The sequence below is a fragment of the Pseudoalteromonas sp. BZK2 genome, from assembly GCF_014349195.1.
GTDB lineage: Bacteria > Pseudomonadota > Gammaproteobacteria > Enterobacterales > Alteromonadaceae > Pseudoalteromonas > Pseudoalteromonas simplex.
In genome coordinates, this window is record NZ_JACSOG010000013.1 from 22,326 (window position 1) to 46,114 (window position 23,789).

A 23,789-nucleotide genomic window follows, 5' to 3' on the forward strand; every position below is an offset into this window, starting at 1 on the left:
ATTCAAAGCGCTTCTATTAATTTATTTTCTAATGCAATCTTTATTAAGTTTATAACTTCATCAGTGCTGATTCCAAGAATGTTAGCCAGGTCTATAACATCATTTTTTCCGTCACAGTAAGCTAAAATATTAAGAAGATTCCTAGCAATATTTGATGAACCTTTTTTGCTAAGAGTTGGATATAAGTTATATTTGCTTAATTTAGGTTCACATAACTTAGTTGTAATATACTTGTGATTTTTTTCAAATAATTGAACACACTTCTTAGCAAAGTCTAGCCCACCTTTTAAACCAGAGGGGGTCATAAAAGTTAAGTCATCTAATGAAGTATGGTACTCAGGATAAACTCCATACTTTGTCCTCATTATAGAAGTAATTGGTAAATCGATATTGGGTGCACAATATTGGCGTTCATCACTTCCTCTTTTTAAAAAAGAGTATATCTTTGCGTCATTTTTATAGTTTTCACTTAATACCTTTTGAACGACTTTGTCACTCAAGTTATCGCCATAACGTGATTGTACAGTTGAATAGTCGCCGTCATCCCCTATGCATGTTAAAACTAAGCCTGCAGTAATATTATTTTTTAAATGTTCTAAATTACGGCTTAAATAGGTGATAGTGCCAATAGTCTCCGTTGTAAAAACAAAGCGATAACTATAAAAGTTATTCTCACTTTTTGCTAACCAGTTGATCAAAGCCAAAGAGACAAGGGGGCCTGAAAGTTCATTATTTGCGAGTGAGGGGTGACAAACATAACTAGATATTAAAATTTCTTTTTTACTTTTACCCGGGATAAGAAGTTCTGCATAGGTTAAGGAACCATCGAAATGATTACTGTTAATGAATACGTGGTAATCATCTTCAGTTAGAGACTTTCTTTGTTTGTCTGTTATGCAAAACCCCCATCGAGGCTCATAATAAGATGTAACATAAGGAATTGCTTCAGGCTGTTCAGGCAATGAATGCAGATGTTTTTGTAGCTCATTAAGCGGGATTATTTTATCGACTTGGGTTGAGTAGCCAAGTACATGTAAATTTGAGTCTTTAAAATTTACTACGGTATTCCCTTTAGAATCTTTTATCCATGCTTCTTCGATACTCCACTCTTTAGGAACTGTCCAATCAAATACTGGGGTACCGGAACGTACCTCATGCCTAACTAATGAGTACCCCTCAATATAATTATCAATAATATCTAAAGTCTTTCTAACACCATTACCGGTAATGCTTCTGCAAATAGGAAATAACTCCTGTGCGATTTGATGTAGTGCTTCTCCGTCTAATTCTTTAAAGTTTGACATAGTAGACTCCAATCTAAAGGGGTTCCTGCATTAATATTTTGTTTTGCTGTACACTTTAATACTTTGTTTTTGTTTTTTGGGGGTAAGCCATGGCCAGGGCGAATACTTCTTATCATGTCACTAGTGATAAGTTGTCCTTTTGGGATATCTTTAACAGCATATAGTGAACGGAAGTTTTTGCGTGGTGACGAGTTACTGTAGTCAACCTTACCAATAGTGGCGAAACCGTTTCGTAATTTATCAGTGAATTCTTTCATTAGGGAAATAGGTAAAGAAAACTCAGAGTCAATTGCTCCGTCTTTTTGACTTACGGTAATATGCTTTTCGATCATCGAAGCGCCGTTGGCAATAGCAATAAGAGAACATATTTCATCCGTACTATGGTCAGAAAGCCCAATAGGGATTTCAAAGCTTTGTTGCATATCAGCGATTGTTGATAAGTTAAATTTGTCATAAGGGGCAGGGTAGTTACTTATACAATGCATTAAACCGATATTTCTATTCCTTACTTTTTTACATGTGTCTAATACCTCCTCTATTCCAACTTTATCTATGATACCAGTTGAAATAATCACAGGTTTTAGCGTTTTAGCAGCTGCCTCAATTAAATCTAGGTCCATTGCTTCAAAAGAAGCAATTTTGTATGCAGGGCAGCCTAACTCTTCTAAAATGCAAAGTCCCTCATGAGAAAATACGGAAGAAAATAGAGTGATACCTATCTCTTTCGCATAATCAAATAAAATGGGGAGCCACTCCTTAGGGGTTGCGCCTTGTTCATAAAGTTCAAACAAGCTACGATCTTTCCACAAACCACTTTTTACAATGAAGTCACCTTCACTGATATCCAATGTCATATCATTAGCAGTAAAGTATTGAATTTTTACAGCATCAAAACCATTTTCTTTCGCTGCTAATATTAACTTCTTAGCACGATCAATCTCATTGTCATGATTACCTGATATCTCTGCAATTAAATAAGGTTTTGAGTGGTTTTGAATGTTGAAATTATCTATTACAATTGATTTATTAAACATAGTGTTAGTTTGCCTGGTCTTCTATGAATTTTCTGAGGTTAATAGTGTGTTTTATTGCAAAGTTACCCGAAACATCAGCTTTTTCGGGTATATCACATACAACAGTTGAACCAATTCTAACCTTTGCTTTATCTCCAATTTTAACCCAGTTTGATATCGTACAATTGGCGCCAATCCACACATCACTTCCTATCGTTGATCTACCAGCAATATTTGAGTTACCACTAATTTCTGTGGATTGTCCGATAACAACATCATGAGCAATGTTTACGCCAATTCCTATGTGGCAATAATCACCGATAAGTGTTTTTCCCGAGTAAAACAATCCTTTTGAAATGTTTGAATTTGCATGTATGTAGCATCCTTTACCAATAATGACTGAACCATAATGAGTAATATGCTTTTTTATGCCATTTATTGACTTCGCAAGCATTCCTTCGGTGCTAATAGTGCAGTTTTGGGCTATGTATGCATCATCATTTAACACCGTGTTTTTTCCAATATATGCTCCTGAACAAATGGTTGTATTATGACCAATGTGAACAGGAGGGCAAATAACAGCATTTTCACTAATTGAAGCTGTTGGGCTCACATAGTGGGTTATTAATTCTTTTGTTGAGAAGTAAGTATTATGAATGTAATGAAATAGATCATCGAATCTATTAGTTGTTATCACCGCTTTATCAGTCTGAATGATTACTTCAGGAGCAATTATGCAAACTACATTGCTATTGTTTATAGCTTGTTGGAAGTATTTTTTATTTGCTGCGAGTACGATGCATTCATCTCCTGTTCCCCAACAAAAATCTGTACATTTTGCTTGAATGTCACTATGAATATTCTGTGTTTTAATATCATCAAATACAGATAAAAGTTCGTTTAAAGGGATTTTGGTCATGTAAGCAATACCTCTGCTATTCTTTTTGCTGCTAACCCATCTATAAGTGGCTTTCGTGGTTTTTTAAGAGAAATGTTATTCAGAAGTTCCTTAAAGGGTTGCCCACTTATTTTGTTTGTTAGACAACCTAAACTATGTGCTAAGCCTGATTGTTGCCAAGAGTTAGCTATTTTTATTTGATTCTCAGCGAAGTAACCACAACTGAATGGTATACCAATATATGCCATTTCATAGCTTAAGGTGCCTGCAGAAACAATAGCATAATGACAGCGTTTTATTATTTCTGAATAATCACTTAAGTCGACATGAGTTGTAATGTTAGCGTTGTTTAGCTTTTCTACTAAAGGAACTGAGCTAGATAAGGATGATGCTACAAGGTGGATCTCACCTTTGTATACCCTACTAACCTGGTTGATTATGCTGGCGGCAACACCATTATCATTACCACCGCCCATGCAAACAAATACACCCTCACCCTCTAAAGGTTTAGTAACCAAATTAGGGTTTATGATGGCAAATTTAGCGCCGCAAAGCAGCTTGATTTCTCTATTTAGTACCGCCTTTTTGTACCAGCCTTTATTCGCACAAGGGTTTATATTTATTACAAACTTACCTAAATAACTTCCTTCGCACTTAAAATCATATTGACCAAACATAATCCCATAGGAAGTTAGAGTTTCCTGGAAGATCACATCACATTGATAATGATCAATTAAAAGTTTGGGAATATTCTTTTCAATACATATTTGCGCAATTTCACCAGCATCTGAAAAGCTACTATTTATTTTTATGACCTCATCAAAGTGTAGATCTATAAATGAGTTATTGAAATTTTTTCCGACAATTGCAATGGTTTTTTGTTTTCTTTTTTTTAGTTCTTTAGCTATTTCATTGCATCGGTTAAGGTGTCCATAACCAACACTTGAGTTAGCATCAAAATTAAATCCAATAGCCATTAATTCTGTTTCATTGCTTTATAATACAATTCAGCTCTAACCCAATCATCTTGAGTATCTATATCATGAACTAAATAGTGAGGTAATATATGTATTAGTGCGTCAGATGAATCTATAACTTTTTTAATTTCCTTATCGTTGATTGTTTTATACCAATAAAACTGTCCAGCGTCATGGTAAGCTTTCTGTAAATCTTGCGATCTGTTGCTGACGTGTTGAGGAAATAAAAGCTCAAGTCCGTTTTCTGTCTGGGTAAATCCCCTATATGGGCTGTAATGGAATTCAGTAGCACTGAAACAAGCATTTTTCTTGTTTGACTGATTGAGCATATCAAATGAATTTATCAACTGTTCTGGATTTATAAATGGAGTAGTTGGGTAAATACAGCAAATGTAATCAATGCTTTGTGTTTGCTCAAAAAAGTTTAAGGCATCTTGAACTACTTCTCTGGTAGGAGCGAAATCATCAGCTAGTGCAGGGTCACGCATGAAGGGAACCTCAGCTCCAAATTGCTTTGCTATTTCAGCTATTTCAAAACAGTCAGTAGATACAACCACCTTGTCAAATAAACCACTGCTAATAGCTGTTGTTATTGCGTACCCGATAATAGGTTTACCGCAGAACAGCTTAATATTTTTTTTGGGTATTCTCTTACTCCCACCACGGGCAGGAATGATCGCTATTTTCATTTATTGTCCAGTCTTTATTCGTGTAAGCCACACTCACGCTTTAATCCAAAAAAGCGTGTTTGTTCTATGCTTTCTACTTCATATATTGATTTAGTAGTGTGAGTATCACCGATTGAAATATATCCCTTATGCCACAGGGGGTTGTACTCTAGAGAGTTATCTTTTATGTAGCTATCAATATCTTCGGAGGTCCAATCTAGAATAGGAGACACTTTGTATCGATTATTTGATAATTCAACAAACATTTTTTGTTCACGTGTGGGTGACTGTTCCTTCCTTATTCCGGAGAACCATGTTGCCGCATGTAAATCATTTAATGCGCGTTGCATAGGCTCAACTTTCCGGTTTTGATTGTAAAGTTCCAAGCCCTCTAAACCATTTTCCCAAACTTTTCCAAATTTTTTTTCGTATTTTTCTCTATCGAGCAATGGCTTAAATGTTTTCAAATTTAAGTTAAGTGTAGATGTTAGGTGTTTTGAAAATTCAATTGTCTCATCAAATAGGTAACCCGTATCAATAAAAACAACTAAAATATCAGGCTTATGGAATGTCATTAAATGGAGCATAACAGCAGCTTGGGCACCGAAACTAGTACTAACGATATGTTGTTTAGGTAAGTTTTTTAGAGCCCAGCTTATACGTTGGCTAGCAGTCCAGCTAACCATGCGTTTATTGATTAAGTCGATATCTATATTTGTGTCCAACATCATAACTCCATCACTTCAGAATTAAATTACTTTTAATTATATCGGCCGAAGTTTAGAAAATTTTATTTGAGATGAATTGAGCACAAAGTATCAGAGCGCAACCCTAGTCTAAGTGTCTCTAGAGAGATAACATCTTCATATGCAATATTTCCCATATTTACATCTCGGCCATATTGCTTAATCATGAAAACTTGGTGGGCTTTTTTGGGGGCTTCAAAGATTAATTTGTCGATTTCAACACCTGATTCCATTACCTCCTCGACTAATCCCATTCTTATTTCGCCATCACCTCGATATAAGCCAGCTGTTCCACTTTCTCTTCCTTCTAAAATAATACTTTTTGCTCCAGCATTAATTTCACTTTTTATTTGCTCTACCCACTTTGATGGAGAAACAACCACCTTATCATCTTTACTGCCCACTTCAGAAAGCACAGTAAAGTCTTTAGCAAATCGGCTAATTAGTTCGTTTTTTTCTTTTTGTGGGATTGAAATTGTACCGTCAGATATTTCAATTAAAGATAATTTATGTTGTTTAAGAAAATCGATGTATTCATCCACTTTATTAGTCAAGTAACAATATTCGAACAAGGTACCACCAAGGCAAGGTTCTATACCATGAGATTTAATTAAATCTAATTTTGCTTCTAAATTGGGAGTAATTAATGATGTTCCCCAGCCAAGTTTGATAACATCTATGAATTCACCGCAGGCTTCTAATTGCATTTTGAGCTGCTCTAAACCCAACCCCTTATCAAGCACATTAGTTTTACCTGTTTGGCGCGGTTTAGTTGGTCTTTGGTCGATGAGTTTCATATCTAATCCTTTTTTAAAATATATGATAGCTTAAGCATTATCTATGCCTGAATTACTGTATCTGTTTGTTTTATTTTACTTCATAATAGATTAGGTTTTAGCAAAAATACTTATTTTTTAACTGATTTGATATCTAGGAGCTTAGTTGAGTAAATTAACATCACTTAATGCTGAAGTTTTAGTTATCGGTGCAGGCATCGCTGGTTGTTGCGCTGCGTTAGAGGCAGCTTATGCAGGTAAGAAAGTAATTTTAATATCAAAGATTCCGCCTCTACACTCTCATTCAGTCAGTGCCAGAGGAGGGGTAAATGTTGCCATAAATGAACCCGATGCTTTTGCTCATATAAATGACTGTCTTAATGCGGGTAGAGGAGTTGCTAGTAAAGACTGTATTGAGTATATGTGCGAGTCTGCTCCTGAAAATCTTCATTGGTTAGAAAAATTAGGTGTGCAGTTTAGTAAAGATGAGTCAGGGCACTACAAAAACAAAGCCTTCGGGGGTTCTAATATTCCCAGAGCTTGCTTTAGTAAAGATAGGACCGGGCTTGCGATTATGGTCGCTTTAATCAAGCAAATAAAAAAGAATGAACTAATCACCTTACTAGATCAGATGATGGCTGTAGAGTTAATCCAAGAAACTTGTCAAGTTATTGGCGCTCAAGTTTTACACTTGCGGAATACTCAGCTATTCAAAATTTTTGCTAATTCAGTGGTATTGTCTACTGGGGGAGGTTTGAATAGCTATAAATATAATACAAATGCTGTTTCTACAACTGGTGATGGCCTGTCCCTCGCATTCAATGCTGGTGCTGCATTAAGGCATATGGAATTTGTTCAGTTTCACCCTTTGGGTTTACGAAATAGTGGTATACAAATACCTGAACCTGTCCTAGGTGCTGGTGGTAAAATAGTCTCAATTTCAAATGACAATGTTATGTCACGTTACTATCCAGAGAAAAAGGAGTTGGCTGGTAGAGATAAAGTGTCTATAGCAATTGCAAAAGAATTAAGTAATCACCCAGGCTCTGAACTCTATCTTGACTTAACAAACATTCCAGAGGAAAAAAAGTTTGCTTTGAAAGAAGCCTCTTTGATAGCGGCTACTTACCTAAATGCCGATGTAACTAAGGATAAAATTTCTATAATACCTTCAGCTCATTATTTAATGGGGGGGGTTAGTTGTAATATTAATGGTCAAGTTCTTAACTGCATGGGCGATATAATAAATGGTTTATTTGTTGCGGGTGAAGCTGCTTGTAATGGTGTGCATGGTGCAAACCGAATCGGTGGGAATTCGTTGCTTGAAGTGGTTGTCTTTGGTCGTCTAGCTGGACAAAATGCTGCAAAGCTCCAAAAAAAGGCTAATTACCAAAATGCCTCTTTCAAGGAGTTTACTTTTCCGTTTGGGGATAGCAAAGAGAAAATGGGAGAAATTCTGAGCACTTTGAAAGCGACAATGTCTCAAAACGCCGGAGTAATAAGAAATGAAAATGGGTTGAAAGAGCAGTTGAAAATATTAGCCGACTTGAATCGAAGGTATTTAGATATAAAAATTAGCGACCGCACTCACTTTTATAATCAGCAAATAAAACAATATGTTGAACTCAAAAATATGCTTTTAATCTCAGAGGCTATATGTCGAGCGGCTCTTTGTAGGCCTGAATCAAGAGGAGCCCATTATCGTGATGACTTCCCATCAGAAGGCAATTTTTTTGAAATGGCTACACTAACCTATAAACACGAGTTAGGTGGAATGGCATGTGAGTTAATTAGGATTTCATAATTAATGAACACAATAACATTAAACATTTATCGTTTTAACAAAGAAACAGTGAGTCCATCAATCTTACAACCTTTCACTCTTAGCTATAGCAATGAAGAGACTCTTCTCGATTTGCTTATGAGAGTCCTGTATGAATTTGATAGCACTCTGGCTTTCGATAAAAACTGCCGAATAGGGTTGTGTGGTAGTTGTCGTTTAAAAGTTAATGGCAAAGTGATGTTAGCTTGCAGTGAAAATGTAGCAAAGTTAGTTTCCGAATTTGGCAATGAGCTTGAAATAACCCCTTACAATTGCACGAAAGTTGTTCGTGACCTGATCGTAGAACCGCAGTTTGAAAACTGTTCAGAAATAGAGGTGAAATAATGAGTAATAGTTTTTTAGGTGCGGGTTCTCGCTTTAAAGAAGGTCCAGATCAACGCTTATATAACAGTGCATTTCAATATGAACTTGAATGTAGCCCATATATTATGAGCAACTTAAGTATAGCGGATATGAGTCATGTCATGACTTTAATTCAAGGGGGAGTAATTTCTTCATCAAAAGGAAGAAAGTTGCTATCAGGTCTTCTTGAAGTCCACCTACAAGGAACTGAAAACATTCCTTTAGATCCTGCTGTAGGAGATAGTTACAATAACAGAGATAAATATTTGCAACAGCAAATTGGCCCTGATAGTGGTTATGTTCACATCGGACGTGCTCGAAGGGAAGCTAGTACAATAGCTTGGCAAATGGTTTGCCGCGAAAAATTATTTTGCCTTCATGAAAAGTTAATTCAGTTATGTGAGGTATTTAATCACGTTGTTTCACAACATTTAAATACTTTTATGGCAGACTTTACCTATTTACAACATGCACAGCCCACTACTTTAGCCCATTATTTACAAGGGTTTCAAAGACCGCTATTAAGAGACATTGGTCGCATAGAAACAGCTATAAAAATGGTGAATTTATCTCCTGCATGTTCAGGGAGTGTTAATGGCTCTCAAATTGAGATGAATCGAGAGTTTATTGCCGAGTTGCTGGAATTTGATGGCATATTAACTCACACTCGGGATGCGATGTGGGCACCAGATATGTGTATTGATGTGATGACGAGTCTTTGTTCGATAATGACAAGCTTAAATCGAATCAGTGAAGAGTTTATTATTTGGAATAGCGCAGAATTCTCTTACCTTGAGTTAGCTGATGGCTTTACCCGCACAAGTGTCATAATGCCACAAAAGAAAAATCCATATGGGTTAGCATTCATTCGTGGTCAAGCTAGAACCTTTAATGGCATGATGACAAATATTTTATCAACAAATCAGACTATTAGTGGGCAGCCTGATAACCGACTCTATGCTTATGGAGAACTACCAAAGGCTTTAGATTATGCTATTCAGTGTGTCGACCTTTTTGCCGGGATTTTATCTACATCTAAATTTAACAAGGATAAGCTTGCAGAAGCTGCGGCTGACAAATTTATTGTTGCAACAGACTTATGCGATATGCTGGTCAAATTTTCGGACTTAGATAATCGTAGTGCTCATAAAATCATCGGTAGGGCAGTAAGGAATGCTTGTGATGAAGAGCAAGATGGTTTTACTCTTGATAGTATAAAGTTAGCAGCACAGCAGTTGAATATTGATTTGCCAAACATTCCGGATCAGGTATTTAATTCTAACATTGACATACCTTCTCTTATTTCTTTAAGGAAAGGACTTGGTAGTGCAAACCCCGAGCAAGTCCAATTAATGGTTCAGGACAGTCAAAACAGTATAGCTAAGGCGCATTCGTTTCAAGGAAATTATAGAATGTCATCTTTCAATGAGCGCTTTGTGAAAAAAGTGAATCTCTTTTTGAATGAGCTAAAGGACAAATAATGTTAACAAGTATTTATACAGAAATAGCTAACAAAAAAGGTACGAAAATAGCGGTTTCGTTTGACGATAAAGAATATAGCTATGATGAGTTTCATACTGAAATAGATAAATTCGCTACTTTTTTAAAATCAAAAAATATAAAGCCTAGTCAAAGAGTCGCAGTATCAAATTTTTCACCTGTTGAGCTCCTTTTTTCTTATTATGCTGGTGCAAAATGTGGGGTTAGCATAGTACCTATTCCCTTTATTGATCCACAGAGACAACAGGGGGCATTGGAAACTAGTGATGCTGCATTGTTTATTGAATCTTACCCTCAATTAGAGCCAAAGAATATTGATGTTTCATTTGATCAAGAAGCTATGGTTATTTTTACTTCTGGAACGACTTCCAGCAAATTGAAAGGGGTAAGATTATCTCAGTGTGGCATCAACGATATTTGTGCATTCATGAATAGTAAGATGGAGGTTGATGAGGGAATTGCAGAATTAGTTTTTGCTTCAATAGATCATGCATTTGGTTTTGGGCGATGCCATAGTGTCCTGATGGCCGGCGGAAGAATTGTATTACCAACTCAGCTTAGTAATCCTTTATCAATTTCATCATTGTTTAGTAAGTATGATTGTAATGCATTATCAACGGCACCTTCTTTGTTAGCAGCTTTACTACAAGTAGGCAAAAGTGAGTTGGCGGCAGTTGCAGACAACCTAAAATGGCTACAAACTGGCGCAATGAGATTTGATCACTTTTTCCGAATTGAATTATGTAATTCACTGCCTAAAACAAGAATATTTCTCCATTATGGGTTAAGTGAAGCTATGCGAGTAACATTCTTTGAGCTAAACCGTAATTTAGATAAGGTTAAGACCGAAGGACCTGCTTCAGAATGCTCTGAGTTAAAAATTATTGATGATCAAGGCTGTGCTTTACCCCCTTTCGAAAGTGGGCGAATAGCAATTAGAGGAAGTAATTTATGCTTAGGGTATCTCGATGATGAGCTATGGAATAGTCAGCTTCAAGATGGTTGGTTTATAACTTCTGATGTTGGGTACTTAGATGAGCAAGGTTATCTAGTCTTTTCAGGAAGAAGTGATGATGTAATAAATTATAATGGTGTTTTAGTGCACCCTGATGAAATAGAATCTAAACTGGTGACGTTATTTAAGAGCAATGCTTTTACAGTACTTGGTATGGAAGATCCCAGTAAAGTTAAAGATAGTATTATTGTTTTATGTGTAGAAGGAGAAACTAAAGTAACTCTCAAGGATGTAGCAAAACATTTGAAAGATACTGATTCAAATTTTAGACCGAATAAGCTATTTACATTAAGTGAGCTACCACGAACACGTTCTGGTAAAGTAAGTAGAGCATTAATTAAAAAGCATTTATGTGAGCAATATGAAAAATAAACAAATCATAAAAGAGTTAATTTTAATTCAAAACCCAAGTGTGGATCTTAGTAACGAAGCGGATTTTTCATCAAGCTTTGCTGAACTTGGACTGGATTCTATAGATGTTATGACTATAGTCTTAAAAATTAAGAGAGAGCTAGGTATAGACATCAACGATGAACAGTTGTCTAAGTTAGGTACTGTTTCTGAGTTAATAGAGTTTTTAGATAATAAATAAATGCATTAAGCTTGGTAGGGGCGACTATTCGGTGGCTCCGCAAGCCAACTGTAAATATCATCTCTCATCAGCTCAGTCGTTGCTTTATAAAACTCTCTCATATTGAAGCCCCAGACGCTGCCATGGCACATTTTAGAGTGATTCAATTTAAATTGTTTTTCGAAATTTTCAAATATTTTGACATTTTTATCTCTTTTTATATCGCAGTTTAGATACGTTACTAGATGATAAAAAGCTTTCATTTCTGTGTGCTGCCCAGTTTCAATTGGATGTATGAACTCTTTTGTATACCTGTAAGGTACGTTCATGTCAGACTCACATTGGTGAACAAGGCTGACAATTTGTTTTGGGTGAATACCTACGGAAATAAAAATACTGTTAAGCTCCAGCATCCTAGAAAAAGGAGTGTGCATACCATAACTATGGGGGGCTGTGTTTTCACAAATGTAAGATGCTTCTTTTCCTATTGCGGTGCGAGACGAGAAAGGGTGAAGCTGTCTAATGCTTCCTGTTTGATTTCTGATAAATTCGCTAAAAGCACCGGTTTCAGAAGGTGTATTTTTTAGTGAAAATGGAATGTTAGTATTACAAAGTGAAAAGCTATGAGTTGGCACTACAATTGTACCTTCTGGGCCTATCAAATCCATAATCACCTTAAGATGTAAATTTAACAGCTCGAACTTACTCAAAGAAAGAGAAATACCAACTTTTGTGATATCTCCAGTAACATAAACAACTTTTCCTTCGGTGATACCAACAGAAGAGTATGCCTGTTTTAAACTTTCGTAAGATATGTCTGCTAACATGAAAGCTCTAATTCCTTGTTTAATTCACTAGGTTAAAGAATGCCGTAATTACAGCTTTTTGCTCATCTGCTGTCATAGTTGGGTGCAGAGGAATAGTAACAGCCTGTTTGTAGTAGGTTTCTGCATTAGGGAAATCACCGTCAGAAAAGCCTAAAGCTTGATAATAAGGCTGTAAATGGATAGGTATATAATGCAAGTGAGCAATAATTCCTTGCTCGCGCATGCCTGTAATGACTGACTTGTGTTTTTCTATATCACACTGTGTTAAACGAACAATATATAAATGGTAGCTAGAGTAACACTCATTCGATTGTGTTAAATGAGCTACCGTTGAGTTTGCAAATGCATGGTTATATGTTGTTGCAATGTCGTTTCGCACTGATACAAAGTTGTCTAGCTGCTTTAACTGACTCAGTCCTAAAGCGGCTTGCATATCAGTCATTCTATAATTAAAACCAAGCTCTAACTGTTGATAATACCAAGGGCCGTGACTTGACTCGGTCATTTCTTCAGGAATATTAGTAATACCATGACTTCGCAAGCGGCTCATTTTTTTGTCTAGCGCTTCACAGTTGGTAACCGCCATGCCACCTTCAGCAGATGTGATTATCTTAACTGGATGAAAGCTAAACACAGTAATATCTGAATAAACACAGCTGCCAACAGGCTTATCTTTGTACTTGGCGCCAATAGCATGCGAGGCATCTTCAATAACCTTAAAACCATACTCTTTGGCAAGTGCATTGATTGCTGCCATATCGCATGACTGACCAGCTAGATGAACAGGGATCACGACTTTAGGGAGTCGCTGGCTTTGTTTGGCTAATGTCAGTTTTTCTTTAAGCGCTGCAACAGACATATTGCCAGTTTCAAGGTCGATATCAACAAAGTCGACCTCTGCGCCACAATACAGCGCGCAGTTACTCGATGCGACAAAGGAGATTGGCGACGTCCATACAATGTCGCCTTTACCTACGTCTAAGGCAAGGCAAGCAATATGTAACGCTGAAGTCGCACTGTTAGTAGCACAGGCATAGTGAGCACCACAATATTTTGCAATGGCACTTTCAAATGCTGGAACAGCAGGTCCTTGCGTTAGCCAGTCAGACTTTAAGACATCAATTACGGCGTTGATGTCATCTTGAGAAATACTTTGTTTGCCGTAAGGAATTACCTTATTCGCCATAATGAAGTATTACAGTAACGCTTTGACATTGAAGTTTTTAATTTCTTCAATGCTCATATAATCAGGGTTATCTAGTGAGTTATACTCGAAACCTTGGGCAACTTGCTCGCCTTTTTCACCCAGTGCATTTTCAGTAAAATCATTGCTACGACTACTGAATTTAATACCCGGAGCGATAACAAAGTGATCGCTATATTCGTACGTTTCAAAGCATAAGTCGGCAGGACACATAACTTCGTGTAACTTTTCACCTGGGCGAATACCGATTATTTTAATTGGTAAGTCAGGTGCCATGGCTTTGGCAAGATCAGTAATACGAATTGAAGGGATCTTTGGAACGAAAATTTCACCACCTAACATACGCTCAAAGTTAGTTAATACAAAATCAACACCTTGTTGCAGGCTAATCCAGAAGCGAGTCATTTCTTCATGAGTAATTGGTATATGGTCGCGGCCTTGGTCGATAAACTTTTGGAAAATAGGCACAACAGAGCCACGCGAACACACTACATTACCGTATCTTACTACAGCAAAGGTTGTTTTATGGCCGCCAGCAATATTGTTAGCAGCAACAAATAACTTGTCTGATGCAAGTTTAGTCGCACCATATAAATTGATTGGGTTTGCGGCTTTATCAGTTGACAGTGCAATGACTTTTTCTACGTTATTATCAAGGGCGGCATCAATAACGTTTTCAGCCCCATTTATATTAGTTTTGATACACTCCATTGGGTTGTATTCAGCTGCGGGTACTTGTTTTAATGCTGCAGCGTGAATCACATAGTTTACGCCACGCATAGCACGACGAAGCCTTTCTTTATCGCGTACATCACCAATGAAGTATCGCATACAGGGTTGGTCAAACTCTTGCTGCATTTCAAACTGCTTTAGTTCGTCCCGTGAGAAGATAATGATCTTCTTAGGTTTATAGCGTTCTAGTAGCGTTTTGACGTATTTTTTGCCGAATGAACCAGTACCACCGGTAATTAAAATCGTTTTATTGTCGAACATAGCGTTACCTAAGTTATTTATCATTGGCGTAGTTGTTTATAAAAGTGAAGTACGCAAAGTGAGAATTTTGACACAATTCTCAGTAATTTAACTATTAACTAGTACACTAGCAAGTCAGATGCCAAGTTAATTTATCTAAACCATGGTACAAAGTGCAAATTTTGGCAAATTAAGCTATAATTTAAGCAATCGGTTTGTCGGAGGCCGCCATGAAAATTCAATCACCCAATACCGGGTTTTTAAACCAAACTCAGCAAACGGGCAATAAGCTTGCTGAGCAACTAGCATCAGGTAAAAAAGTAAATTCAGCGGCAGATGATGCCGCTGCACTGCAAATTATTGATAGATTAACATCGCAGCAAGATGGCTACAGTCAAGCAATTAATAATGCGTACGATGGCATTTCTTACTCGCAAGTAACAGAGTCAAATCTATCTGGTGTAAATGATGCCGTTTCTCGCATTCGAGAGCTGTCTATCCAATCGGGTAATGGTGCGCTCACAGACAGTGATAGGGCTGCACTCCAAGAAGAAGTGTCGCAATTACAAACGCAAATATCAGAAACATTCGAAAATGCCACATTCGGTGGTAAACCTTTATTTGATGGTGAGCAAGTGTCGTTTCAAGTGGGTCCTGATGCCAACACCACACAATCAGTGACGCCATCTGATGGTAGTATTGCTTCAGTTATTGCGGGGATCGATATTTCAACCCAAGCAGGGGCACAAGCTGCCATTGATATTAGCGACCAAGCTGCAGAGGAAATTAACACGCAAAGAGCTGAGCTAGGCGCTTTTCAAAACACCTTGGCGAGTACGATAAAAGGTTTAGGTAACCAGCGAGAGAGCATTGCTGCGAGCCAAAGCCGAATAGAAGATACTGACTATGCAAAAGCTGTGTCTGATCAAGTAGCTAATGATATTTTATCGCAAGCATCGATTGCCCTACGTGGTCAGGCAAATCGTTCAGCCGAATCTATATTAGGCTTACTTTAATTCTTTAGTATTAAATTTTAGTGCTAAGTGACTATTTTTTGGCGTTGATGTCAATAAATTGCCGCTTAGCGCTTGCATCCCTCCTAAACTCGCTTACAATTTAGAAATTAACTAACCTCGTGGTAACTGTGGTTCGCCAATAATGATCTTAATTTTAGACAATAATAATAATCGTGCGATAGGTTTACATGCAGCACTTACCTTCATTGGTGAAACTGCACAATTAGTTGATGAGACTTCATTACAGTCTTTTTGCGAAAAACATCAACAGCAAGAATGCATGGTCATTCTTGGTGCTTTACAGCAGCTAAATCACGAGGCTGTGATCAAACAGTTTCCTGCCATTCCGTTTTTATTAATTGGTGAAACACTCAAACCGCTGCTAAGTATTGCTAATGTAGTAGGTTTAATTTGTGAGCCATTTAATCATGATGTAACTACTCAGCTATTGCATGATTGTCAGCAATATCAGCGCATGCTACCGGGTGACCATAAACAAGCGAAATCTAACAAATCATTTGATGGTTTAGTCGGTGAAACAGAAGCTGTAAAAGATGTGCGCTTTTTAATTGAGCAAGTAGCAAAAACCGATGCCAACGTGCTGATCTTAGGTGAGTCAGGCACAGGTAAAGAAGTTGTTGCACGTAACGTTCATTTACTCTCTAAACGCAATACCGGGCCATTTGTGCCGGTAAACTGTGGTGCTATCCCTGGTGAACTACTTGAGAGTGAGCTATTTGGCCATGAAAAGGGCGCGTTTACGGGCGCTATTTCTGCGCGAAAGGGGCGTTTTGAATTAGCGCAAGGCGGTACACTGTTTCTAGATGAAATTGGTGATATGCCTTTGCAAATGCAGGTTAAACTACTGCGTGTGTTGCAAGAGCGTAGCTATGAGCGAGTAGGGGGTACTAAGCCTATTCAAGCTGATGTACGAATTATTGCTGCGACTCACCGTAATCTTGAAGAAATGATTGAACAGGGCGACTTCCGTGAAGACCTTTTTTATCGTTTAAACGTGTTTCCAATTGAAAACCCTTCGCTAAGTGAGCGTGCCGACGACATTCCTCTACTTCTAAAAGAGCTAATGCGTCGTGTGAACGAGCAAAGTGGCACAACGGCCAAATTCACTGAGCGTGCGATTCAAAGCTTAAAAGAGCATGCGTGGCCGGGGAATATTCGTGAGCTTGCTAACTTAGTTGAGCGCATGGTGATCATGTTCCCAGACAAAGTGGTTGATGTACCAGACCTACCAGCTAAATATCGTTATATTGAAGTTGAGGCTTATGAGCCTGAGTACCCTGAAGAGTTGATGGAGCGAGATGCTTTCAACGATATTTTCAGTACCGGCTTTAGTGATTATGATGAGGAAGAGCTTGATACCCCAGCAACAACGGCTGACTCAGGTTTATTACCAGATGAAGGAATTGAGCTCAAAGAATACCTAGCTGAGCTAGAAATCAGCTTAATCAGCCAAGCATTAGAGCGCTACGATTATGTTGTTGCACGTGCAGCAGAAATTTTAGGTGTTCGCCGCACCACACTGGTCGAAAAAATGAAGAAATATAACCTAACGCGCGATTAAGCCGCGTTAGGTTTCTTCCTCGGTTTTATCTCTTTAATATTCACTAATTATCTCAGCTTTTCTAAAGCAATCATTGCTATGGTCATTTACCATGCCACAGGCCTGCATGTGGGCATACACCGTCGTCGGGCCTAAAAACTTAAAGCCGCGCTTTTTTAAATCTTTGGCGAATGCTGTAGAGGCTTCAGTAATAGCCGGGTAATCCTCTAATTTATCAAGATTGTTTACCAATGGTTTGCCACCAACAAACTGCCATTGGTAATTTGAGAAACTGCCAAACTCTTTTTGAATCTCAATAAAACGTTGCGCGTTATTGATAGTGGCGGCGATTTTAGCGCGATTACGAATAATACCTTCAAACTGCATTAAACTTTCGACGTCGTCTTCGGTCATTCTGGCAACATCTTCAACAACAAAGTTTTTAAAGGCACTGCGATAGCCATCACGCTTTTTAAGTATGGTATACCAACTCAGTCCCGCTTGTGCTGACTCTAAGGTTATAAATTCAAATAAGCGGTGATCATCATATAGTGGCACCCCCCATTCTTGGTCATGATAGGCCACATAATCTTCTTTGCTGGTATCGAGCCATGGGCAACGACAATGGTGTTCTTTTTGCATTATTCCCTCGCGATTGTCATTTTTTTGTCAGTGTTGTTTTGTCTTTAATTTATTGAAATAAAACAAAAATAAATTTGGTACGGATTGTGCATTTAGCTAGGTAGACACGATTTTTTGAGTATCGATTATGGCCTTAGCAAATGTCCTAAAACCACAATTTATCACAGCCAAACAATATAACCCATGCTTACAACAAGAAGAGTATGTGGGTGAATTGAGTGAGCTGCGCCAACAAGCCAGTTGGTTAGGTCATTTGGTTGATACCATGCCTGCGGGTGTGGTGGTTTTGGATGGCCGAGGTATGATCGCAAAAGCCAATCAAATCGCCATTGATATGCTAGGAGAACCCCTTGAAGGTGAAAAGTGGTTTAGCGTTATTCAACGCTCATTTCGACCAAAGCAAGACGATGGCCATGAAGTATCACTTAGAGATGGGCGTTTAATTAAGCTTGATATTACTGCGCTTACTCCAGAGCCTGGGCAGTTAATTTTAATGACAGATTTAACTGAAACCAGGCGCTTACAAAAGCGGGTAGCACATATGCAGCGCTTAAGTGCGCTTGGCAAAATGGTCGCCTCGCTTGCTCATCAGGTTAGAACACCGTTATCAGCAGCCATGTTGTATGCCGCAAACTTAGGCTCAAAGCGATTGCCAGAAAGCTCGCGTGGCAACTTTCATACAAAGTTAATGTCGCGTTTAAAAGATTTAGAAACCCAAGTGAACGACATGCTGCTATTTGCCAAAAGTGGTGAGCAACAAGTGGTCGAAAGTGTTTCAATGCAGCAATTACTTAATGAAGTAAAAGCCGGTGCTGATGCTATGGTTGCGCAAAATAACAGTGAACTTAGCGTGAACTTGCCTGAGCCAGATATTGAAATTATGGGTAATAAAACGGCTCTGGCGAGTGCTATTCAAAACCTGATCCACAACAGTATTCAAATTATTGGCTCTGAGGCTGTGGTAACCCTGAGTGCCGAACGTGACGAAAGTAGCGAAAACTGTGTTCGTATCAGTGTCAGTGATAATGGCCCGGGTGTTGATTTACGCCATGTCAACAAATTATTCGAACCTTTTTACACTACCAAAAGCCAGGGCACGGGGCTTGGACTTGCAGTTGTAAGTTCAGTCGCCAATGCGCACCAAGGACGGGTTGAAGTGACAAATAATGCTCATGGGGGAGCATGTTTTAGTTTGATCTTGCCAATTAGTGCAGAACCAATCTCAGCGGAGGCAAAATGAATACTAACTCTATCTTAGTCGTTGAAGACGACGCAGGTTTACGAGAAGCGCTAATCGATACCCTTGAGATGTCGGGTATTGATTGCGTTGCTGCAGATAGCGCTGAACAAGCGATGATCTTGCTTAAGCAAAATAGCTATTCATTGGTTGTTAGTGATGTGCAAATGGGCGCCATGAGTGGCCTTGACCTATTACGTAGCATTAAACTTAATTATCCTGAGCTGCCGGTATTAATGATGACAGCCTATGCCACCATTGATGATGCTGTAGAAGCAATGCGTTTAGGTGCGATTGATTACATGGCAAAACCGTTTGCTCCAGAAGTGCTCCTTAACATGGTGAGTCGTTATCTACCTGAAAAGGAAAAAGAAACCGATGGCCCAATCGTTGCCGATCCATCGAGTATTAAGCTATTAGAGCTCGCGAGCAAAGTTGCCCGCTCAGATGCCAGTGTCATGGTACTCGGCCCAAGTGGCTCGGGTAAAGAAGTGTTGGCTCGTTTTATCCACGATAAATCAAATCGTAGCGATGCCCCCTTTGTGGCTATTAACTGCGCTGCTATTCCTGAAAACATGCTTGAAGCAACCTTATTCGGTTACGAAAAAGGGGCGTTTACCGGCGCTATTCAAGCATGTCCGGGTAAGTTTGAACAAGCTCAAGGTGGCACCATCTTACTTGATGAAATCACTGAGATGGATTTAGGCTTACAAGCAAAATTACTGCGTGTACTTCAAGAGCGCGAAGTAGAGCGCTTAGGCGGTCGTAAAACCATAGAGCTTGATGTTCGCGTACTTGCTACAAGTAACCGAGATTTGAAAGAAGCGGTGAGCGAAAATCTATTTAGGGAAGATTTATATTATCGCTTAAATGTATTCCCGCTAATGTGGAAACCATTAGCCGAGCGTCCTGGTGACATTGTTGTATTGGCAGAGCATTTACTAGAGCGTCATTGCCTGAAAAGTAAAGAGCCTATAGCTCAACTAAGTGAGGATGCGAAACAAAAGCTGCTATCGCATGCTTGGCCAGGTAACGTACGAGAGCTCGATAACGTTATTCAACGGGCGTTGATATTATGCGATGGTAATAGTATTCATCAAGATGATGTCTTTATTGAAGAGTTGCTTACGGCGGATATCAAGCCAGTCGCTACGCCACCACACAACGCACCAGTTTATCAAGAACAGCCTGTTGAAGTTAATCTAGATACCGTACCGCAAGTGAGTGAGCAGGGTAATTATAAAGACGAGCTGAAAGACAAAGAGCATCGTATTATTTTAGAAACCTTAGCGCGCTGTAATGGTAAGCGTAAAGAGGTTGCAGAAACCTTAGGTATCAGTCCGCGCACGTTACGTTATAAACTGGCGCAAATGCGAGACTTGGGTATCGCCTTACCTGCATAAACTCCTTCCAAAAGTTAGTCAAACAAGCTCGCATTTTTGTGAGCTTGTTTGCTGTCAAAACTCTGACAAGTAAATTTATTGAGTTAAGTTGTTGAAAATATTTATTTTATTTTATGGCACGGTTTGTGCTTTATCAGTGCATAAGTAAACTGCATTGTCAGAGAGTATTATGAAAGTTCAAAACAGCGCATTATTTCAAGAAATGCAATCTATGGCTTCAGAAGTTGGTCGTAGTAACTCAATTAATAATTTACCAACACAAACTCAGCCAACTTCATCGGCACAGTTTGGTGATTTACTTACCAATGCACTTGATACAGTGAATGGTTTACAACAAGAAGCAAAACAAAAGGTAACCGCGCTTGAAATGGGCGATCGCAGTGTTTCACTTGCGGACGTAATGATTGCTTCGCAAAAGTCATCAGTTGCCTTTGAAGCGACGGTACAGGTTCGCAATAAACTTGTTGAAGCTTATAAAGAAATTATGAACATGCCTGTGTAACTAGGTAGTGGAGAATTATTGTGGCGCAATCTAATCAATCAACTGATCTAGCCTTAGCAGGCGGCGGTATCGATGCAACCGATACTGACGATCAACAAGAGCAAAAGTCAGGCTACCTAAGTGCCTTAAATGGTGTAGACGTTTTACGCCAGGCTACTTTAGTGATTGCTTTAGCAATCTGTTTGGCTATCGCAATTTTTATTATTATTTGGGCTCGTCAGCCTGATATGCGTCCGCTTGGCAAAATGCCAACGGAAGAGCTTATTCAAACGCTGGACTTTTTAGATGCTCAAAAGATTGATTACGAACTTGATGGTAACGTCATCTCTGTTGAAGAAGGTGAATACCAAAACATCAAATTATTGATGGCTCGTGAAGGCCTAGAGCAAGCGCCAAGCTCAGGTACTGACATCATCATGCAAGACATGGGGTTTGGTGTAAGCCAACGCCTTGAACGTGAACGTTTAAAACATGGTCGTGAGCAACAGCTTGCACGTACCATAGAAGAGCTAAAAAATGTTACTCGCGCCAAAGTACTTTTAGCTATTCCAAAAGAAAACGTATTTGCTCGTCGTGAAAAACAACCTTCAGCGACGGTAGTACTCACCTTAAAACGCGGCCGTACGCTTGATGGTGAAGAAGTTGACTCAGTAGTTGATATTGTTGCCTCAGCAGTCCAAGGTTTATCGCCAGAGCGCGTAACTGTGACTGATCAAAATGGTCGTTTACTGAATTCAGGTTCACAAAACTCACTTGCTGCTCGCTCTCGAAAAGAGTATGAAATTGAGCGTAAGCGTGAAGAAGAATACTTAAATAAAATCGATAGCATCCTTATTCCAGTTGTAGGTTTAGGTAACTACACAGCGCAAGTCGACTTAAATATGGATTTTAGTGCAGTCGAAGAAACACAAAAACGTTATAACCCAGACTTACCCGCTGTGCGCAGTGAAACCACGTTCGAAGAAAACAACATTGGTGGTCTTGCTGTGGGCATTCCAGGTGCGCTAACGAATCAGCCGCCAGTTAACTCTAATATTCCTGAGGTCGCTGGCCAAGGTAGTGCAGGCTCAGCAACGAACCCAAGTCGTTCGCATAAAGAAGCAACACGTAACTACGAACTTGATACCACAATTTCGCATAAGCGCCAGCAAACCGGTGTTATCCGCCGCATCAGTGTGTCAGTTGCCGTTGATTATGTACCACAAGTAGGTGAAAACGGTGAAACAACTATGGTTCCTCGCTCTGTCGAAGCATTGTCAAATATTCGTCGCTTACTACAAGGTGGTGTTGGGTTTGATATGCAACGCGGTGATGCACTTGAAGTCGTCACAGTGCCATTTGTAAGACAAGATACAGGTGAAGCGATTGAAGTTCCACTTTGGGAGCAAGATTGGTTCATGAAGATGCTACGCTTAGCATTAGGTGCACTGGTTATCATCGTACTTATTGTCTTTGTTGTAAGACCTATGCTGAAACGTCTAATTTACCCAGACGATACACTAGAAGAATATGATGAAGATGCATTAAGTGCAGGTGTAGATATTGGTGATAGCACGCTAGATATGCTAAATAAAGACTTTGACTCTGCTGCTGTAGGATTCTCAAGTGATGGTACACTACAGCTGCCAGACTTACATGGCGATGAAGATTTACTCAAAGCAGTTCGTGCATTGGTTGCAAATGAACCAGAACTGTCTTCTCAAGTAGTGAAAGCGTGGTTAACAGAAGATGACTGATCAAGAACAAAAACAATTACCACCGGCGTTTGATGTTGATAAATTAGACGGTGTTGATAAGGCGGCAATCTTATTGCTGAGCTTATCAGAAGAAGATGCTGCGCAAATCCTTAAGCACTTAGAGCCAAAGCAAGTGCAAAAAGTGGGTATGGCAATGGCCGCACTAGATGATTTATCGCAAGCGAAAATTAGCGCAGTCCATAATTTGTTTATTGAGCAAATTCAAAGCTTCAGTACCATTGGCTTCCAGTCTGAAGACTTTATTAAAAAAGCCCTTACAGCAGCGCTTGGTGAAGACAAGGCTGCCAGCCTTATTGACCAAATTGTTATGGGCTCAGGGGCGAAAGGTCTTGATTCATTGAAGTGGATGGACTCAAAGCAAGTGGCGAATATCATTCGCAACGAGCACCCGCAAATTCAAACCATTGTTTTATCTTATTTAGAGCCAGAGCAATCAGCGGAAATCTTGTCGCAATTCCCAGAAAAAGTGCGTTTAGATTTAACCATGCGTATTGCAAACCTTGAAGAAGTTCAACCAGCAGCATTGCAAGAGTTGAATGAAATCATGGAGAAACAGTTCGCAGGTCAAGCTGGTGCGCAAGCTGCGAAAATGGGTGGCTTGAAAGCGGCCGCTGATATCATGAACTACCTAGATACCAATGTTGAAGGTCAGTTAATGGATTCAATCCGTGAACACGATGAAGAGATGTCACAGCAAATCCAAGACCTTATGTTTGTCTTTGAGAACTTAATGGATGTTGAAGACCGTGGTATTCAAGCAATTCTTCGTGAAGTACAGCAAGATGTATTAATGAAAGCAATTAAAGGTACTGACGAAGCATTAAAAGAGAAGATTTTGGGCAATATGTCAAAACGTGCCGCTGAATTACTCGCAGATGATCTTGAGGCAATGGGCCCTGTTCGTATTAGCGAAGTAGAAGCGGCACAGAAAGAAATTCTTTCTACGGCACGACGTTTAGCTGACTCAGGCGAAATTATGCTTGGTGGCGGTGGTGGTGAGGAGTTCCTGTAAGCC

The 23,789-nt window shown here is 39.0% G+C and carries 23 protein-coding genes; 12 read left to right on the forward strand and 11 right to left on the reverse strand.

Features of this window, described 5'->3' with window-relative positions:
* Nucleotides 1-2: 2 nt before the first annotated feature.
* From BIZ38_RS09655 to BIZ38_RS09685, 7 genes are all read right to left on the reverse strand, one after another.
* On the reverse strand, nt 3-1,304 hold the full coding sequence (locus BIZ38_RS09655) for a DUF4910 domain-containing protein (RefSeq protein ID WP_187490172.1): 1,302 nt from the start codon (nt 1,302-1,304) through the stop codon (nt 3-5).
* Nucleotides 1,283-2,338 (reverse strand): pseudaminic acid synthase, encoded by a 1,056-nt coding sequence (pseI, locus tag BIZ38_RS09660; protein ID WP_187490173.1) that lies wholly within the window; start codon nt 2,336-2,338, stop codon nt 1,283-1,285. The genes BIZ38_RS09655 and pseI overlap by 22 nt, the downstream gene beginning before the upstream one ends.
* A gap of 4 nt (nt 2,339-2,342) precedes the next feature.
* On the reverse strand, nt 2,343-3,236 hold the full coding sequence (locus BIZ38_RS09665; RefSeq protein ID WP_055197949.1) for a DapH/DapD/GlmU-related protein: 894 nt from the start codon (nt 3,234-3,236) through the stop codon (nt 2,343-2,345).
* Nucleotides 3,233-4,192, reverse strand: a complete 960-nt coding sequence (locus tag BIZ38_RS09670) for a hypothetical protein (protein WP_138619179.1) — start codon at nt 4,190-4,192, stop codon at nt 3,233-3,235. Before BIZ38_RS09670 ends, BIZ38_RS09665 begins: the two co-directional genes overlap by 4 nt.
* Nucleotides 4,192-4,881, reverse strand: coding sequence for a pseudaminic acid cytidylyltransferase (pseF, locus tag BIZ38_RS09675; RefSeq protein ID WP_187490174.1), 690 nt, complete (start codon nt 4,879-4,881; stop codon nt 4,192-4,194). The genes BIZ38_RS09670 and pseF overlap by 1 nt, the downstream gene beginning before the upstream one ends.
* Before the next feature lie 14 nt (nt 4,882-4,895).
* A complete protein-coding gene (locus tag BIZ38_RS09680; protein WP_262387591.1) occupies nt 4,896-5,588 on the reverse strand; it encodes a phosphoadenylyl-sulfate reductase in 693 nt (230 codons plus the stop codon).
* 62 nt (nt 5,589-5,650) lie between these two features.
* Complete coding sequence (locus BIZ38_RS09685; RefSeq protein WP_138619173.1) at nt 5,651-6,403, reverse strand: phosphosulfolactate synthase; 753 nt, start codon at nt 6,401-6,403, stop codon at nt 5,651-5,653.
* 145 nt (nt 6,404-6,548) lie between these two features.
* On the opposite strand from BIZ38_RS09685, the gene BIZ38_RS09690 reads away from it, so the two are divergent.
* The 5 genes from BIZ38_RS09690 to BIZ38_RS09710 are packed head-to-tail and all read left to right on the forward strand — an operon-like array spanning nt 6,549 to nt 11,674.
* Complete coding sequence (locus BIZ38_RS09690) at nt 6,549-8,186, forward strand: L-aspartate oxidase (protein WP_187490176.1); 1,638 nt, start codon at nt 6,549-6,551, stop codon at nt 8,184-8,186.
* A 3-nt stretch (nt 8,187-8,189) separates the two neighbouring features.
* Nucleotides 8,190-8,549 carry a 2Fe-2S iron-sulfur cluster-binding protein gene (locus BIZ38_RS09695; RefSeq protein ID WP_138619169.1) on the forward strand — a complete coding sequence of 120 codons (360 nt, stop codon included), beginning with the start codon at nt 8,190-8,192 and terminating at the stop codon, nt 8,547-8,549.
* A complete protein-coding gene (locus BIZ38_RS09700) occupies nt 8,549-10,048 on the forward strand; it encodes an argininosuccinate lyase (protein WP_138619167.1) in 1,500 nt (499 codons plus the stop codon). Before BIZ38_RS09695 ends, BIZ38_RS09700 begins: the two co-directional genes overlap by 1 nt.
* A complete protein-coding gene (locus BIZ38_RS09705; RefSeq protein ID WP_187490177.1) occupies nt 10,048-11,454 on the forward strand; it encodes a class I adenylate-forming enzyme family protein in 1,407 nt (468 codons plus the stop codon). Before BIZ38_RS09700 ends, BIZ38_RS09705 begins: the two co-directional genes overlap by 1 nt.
* Nucleotides 11,444-11,674: an acyl carrier protein gene (locus BIZ38_RS09710; protein ID WP_054562192.1), complete on the forward strand. Its 231-nt coding sequence runs from the start codon at nt 11,444-11,446 to the stop codon at nt 11,672-11,674. The genes BIZ38_RS09705 and BIZ38_RS09710 overlap by 11 nt, the downstream gene beginning before the upstream one ends.
* A 5-nt stretch (nt 11,675-11,679) precedes the next feature.
* Here BIZ38_RS09710 and BIZ38_RS09715 read toward each other — a convergent pair whose 3' ends face one another.
* Genes BIZ38_RS09715 through pseB form a run of 3 tightly spaced genes read right to left on the reverse strand, consistent with a single transcriptional unit; the run spans nt 11,680 to nt 14,677 of the window.
* Nucleotides 11,680-12,480 (reverse strand): AAC(3) family N-acetyltransferase, encoded by an 801-nt coding sequence (locus BIZ38_RS09715; RefSeq protein WP_138619163.1) that lies wholly within the window; start codon nt 12,478-12,480, stop codon nt 11,680-11,682.
* A 19-nt stretch (nt 12,481-12,499) separates the two neighbouring features.
* Nucleotides 12,500-13,666, reverse strand: a complete 1,167-nt coding sequence (pseC, locus tag BIZ38_RS09720; RefSeq protein ID WP_187490178.1) for a UDP-4-amino-4,6-dideoxy-N-acetyl-beta-L-altrosamine transaminase — start codon at nt 13,664-13,666, stop codon at nt 12,500-12,502.
* Between the two features lie 9 nt (nt 13,667-13,675).
* A complete protein-coding gene (pseB, locus tag BIZ38_RS09725) occupies nt 13,676-14,677 on the reverse strand; it encodes a UDP-N-acetylglucosamine 4,6-dehydratase (inverting) (protein ID WP_138619159.1) in 1,002 nt (333 codons plus the stop codon).
* 209 nt (nt 14,678-14,886) lie between these two features.
* Here pseB and BIZ38_RS09730 point away from each other — a divergent pair, with 209 nt between their 5' ends.
* Both BIZ38_RS09730 and BIZ38_RS09735 read left to right on the forward strand, forming a co-directional pair.
* Complete coding sequence (locus BIZ38_RS09730; RefSeq protein ID WP_187490179.1) at nt 14,887-15,672, forward strand: flagellin; 786 nt, start codon at nt 14,887-14,889, stop codon at nt 15,670-15,672.
* A gap of 142 nt (nt 15,673-15,814) precedes the next feature.
* Nucleotides 15,815-17,254, forward strand: a complete 1,440-nt coding sequence (locus BIZ38_RS09735; protein WP_187490180.1) for a sigma-54 dependent transcriptional regulator — start codon at nt 15,815-15,817, stop codon at nt 17,252-17,254.
* A 33-nt stretch (nt 17,255-17,287) separates the two neighbouring features.
* Here BIZ38_RS09735 and BIZ38_RS09740 read toward each other — a convergent pair whose 3' ends face one another.
* Nucleotides 17,288-17,875: a DNA-3-methyladenine glycosylase I gene (locus BIZ38_RS09740; protein WP_187490181.1), complete on the reverse strand. Its 588-nt coding sequence runs from the start codon at nt 17,873-17,875 to the stop codon at nt 17,288-17,290.
* Between the two features lie 127 nt (nt 17,876-18,002).
* Between BIZ38_RS09740 and BIZ38_RS09745 the strand changes: the two genes are divergently transcribed.
* From BIZ38_RS09745 to fliG, 5 genes are all read left to right on the forward strand, one after another.
* Nucleotides 18,003-19,115 (forward strand): sensor histidine kinase, encoded by a 1,113-nt coding sequence (locus BIZ38_RS09745; RefSeq protein ID WP_187490182.1) that lies wholly within the window; start codon nt 18,003-18,005, stop codon nt 19,113-19,115.
* Nucleotides 19,112-20,515, forward strand: a complete 1,404-nt coding sequence (locus tag BIZ38_RS09750) for a sigma-54-dependent transcriptional regulator (RefSeq protein ID WP_187490183.1) — start codon at nt 19,112-19,114, stop codon at nt 20,513-20,515. The genes BIZ38_RS09745 and BIZ38_RS09750 overlap by 4 nt, the downstream gene beginning before the upstream one ends.
* A 169-nt stretch (nt 20,516-20,684) precedes the next feature.
* Nucleotides 20,685-21,017: a flagellar hook-basal body complex protein FliE gene (gene fliE, locus BIZ38_RS09755; RefSeq protein ID WP_054553276.1), complete on the forward strand. Its 333-nt coding sequence runs from the start codon at nt 20,685-20,687 to the stop codon at nt 21,015-21,017.
* Nucleotides 21,018-21,037: 20 nt separating this feature from the next.
* Nucleotides 21,038-22,753: a flagellar basal-body MS-ring/collar protein FliF gene (fliF, locus tag BIZ38_RS09760; protein WP_054553275.1), complete on the forward strand. Its 1,716-nt coding sequence runs from the start codon at nt 21,038-21,040 to the stop codon at nt 22,751-22,753.
* Complete coding sequence (gene fliG, locus BIZ38_RS09765; protein WP_054553274.1) at nt 22,746-23,786, forward strand: flagellar motor switch protein FliG; 1,041 nt, start codon at nt 22,746-22,748, stop codon at nt 23,784-23,786. Before fliF ends, fliG begins: the two co-directional genes overlap by 8 nt.
* The last annotated feature ends 3 nt before the right edge of the window (nt 23,787-23,789 follow it).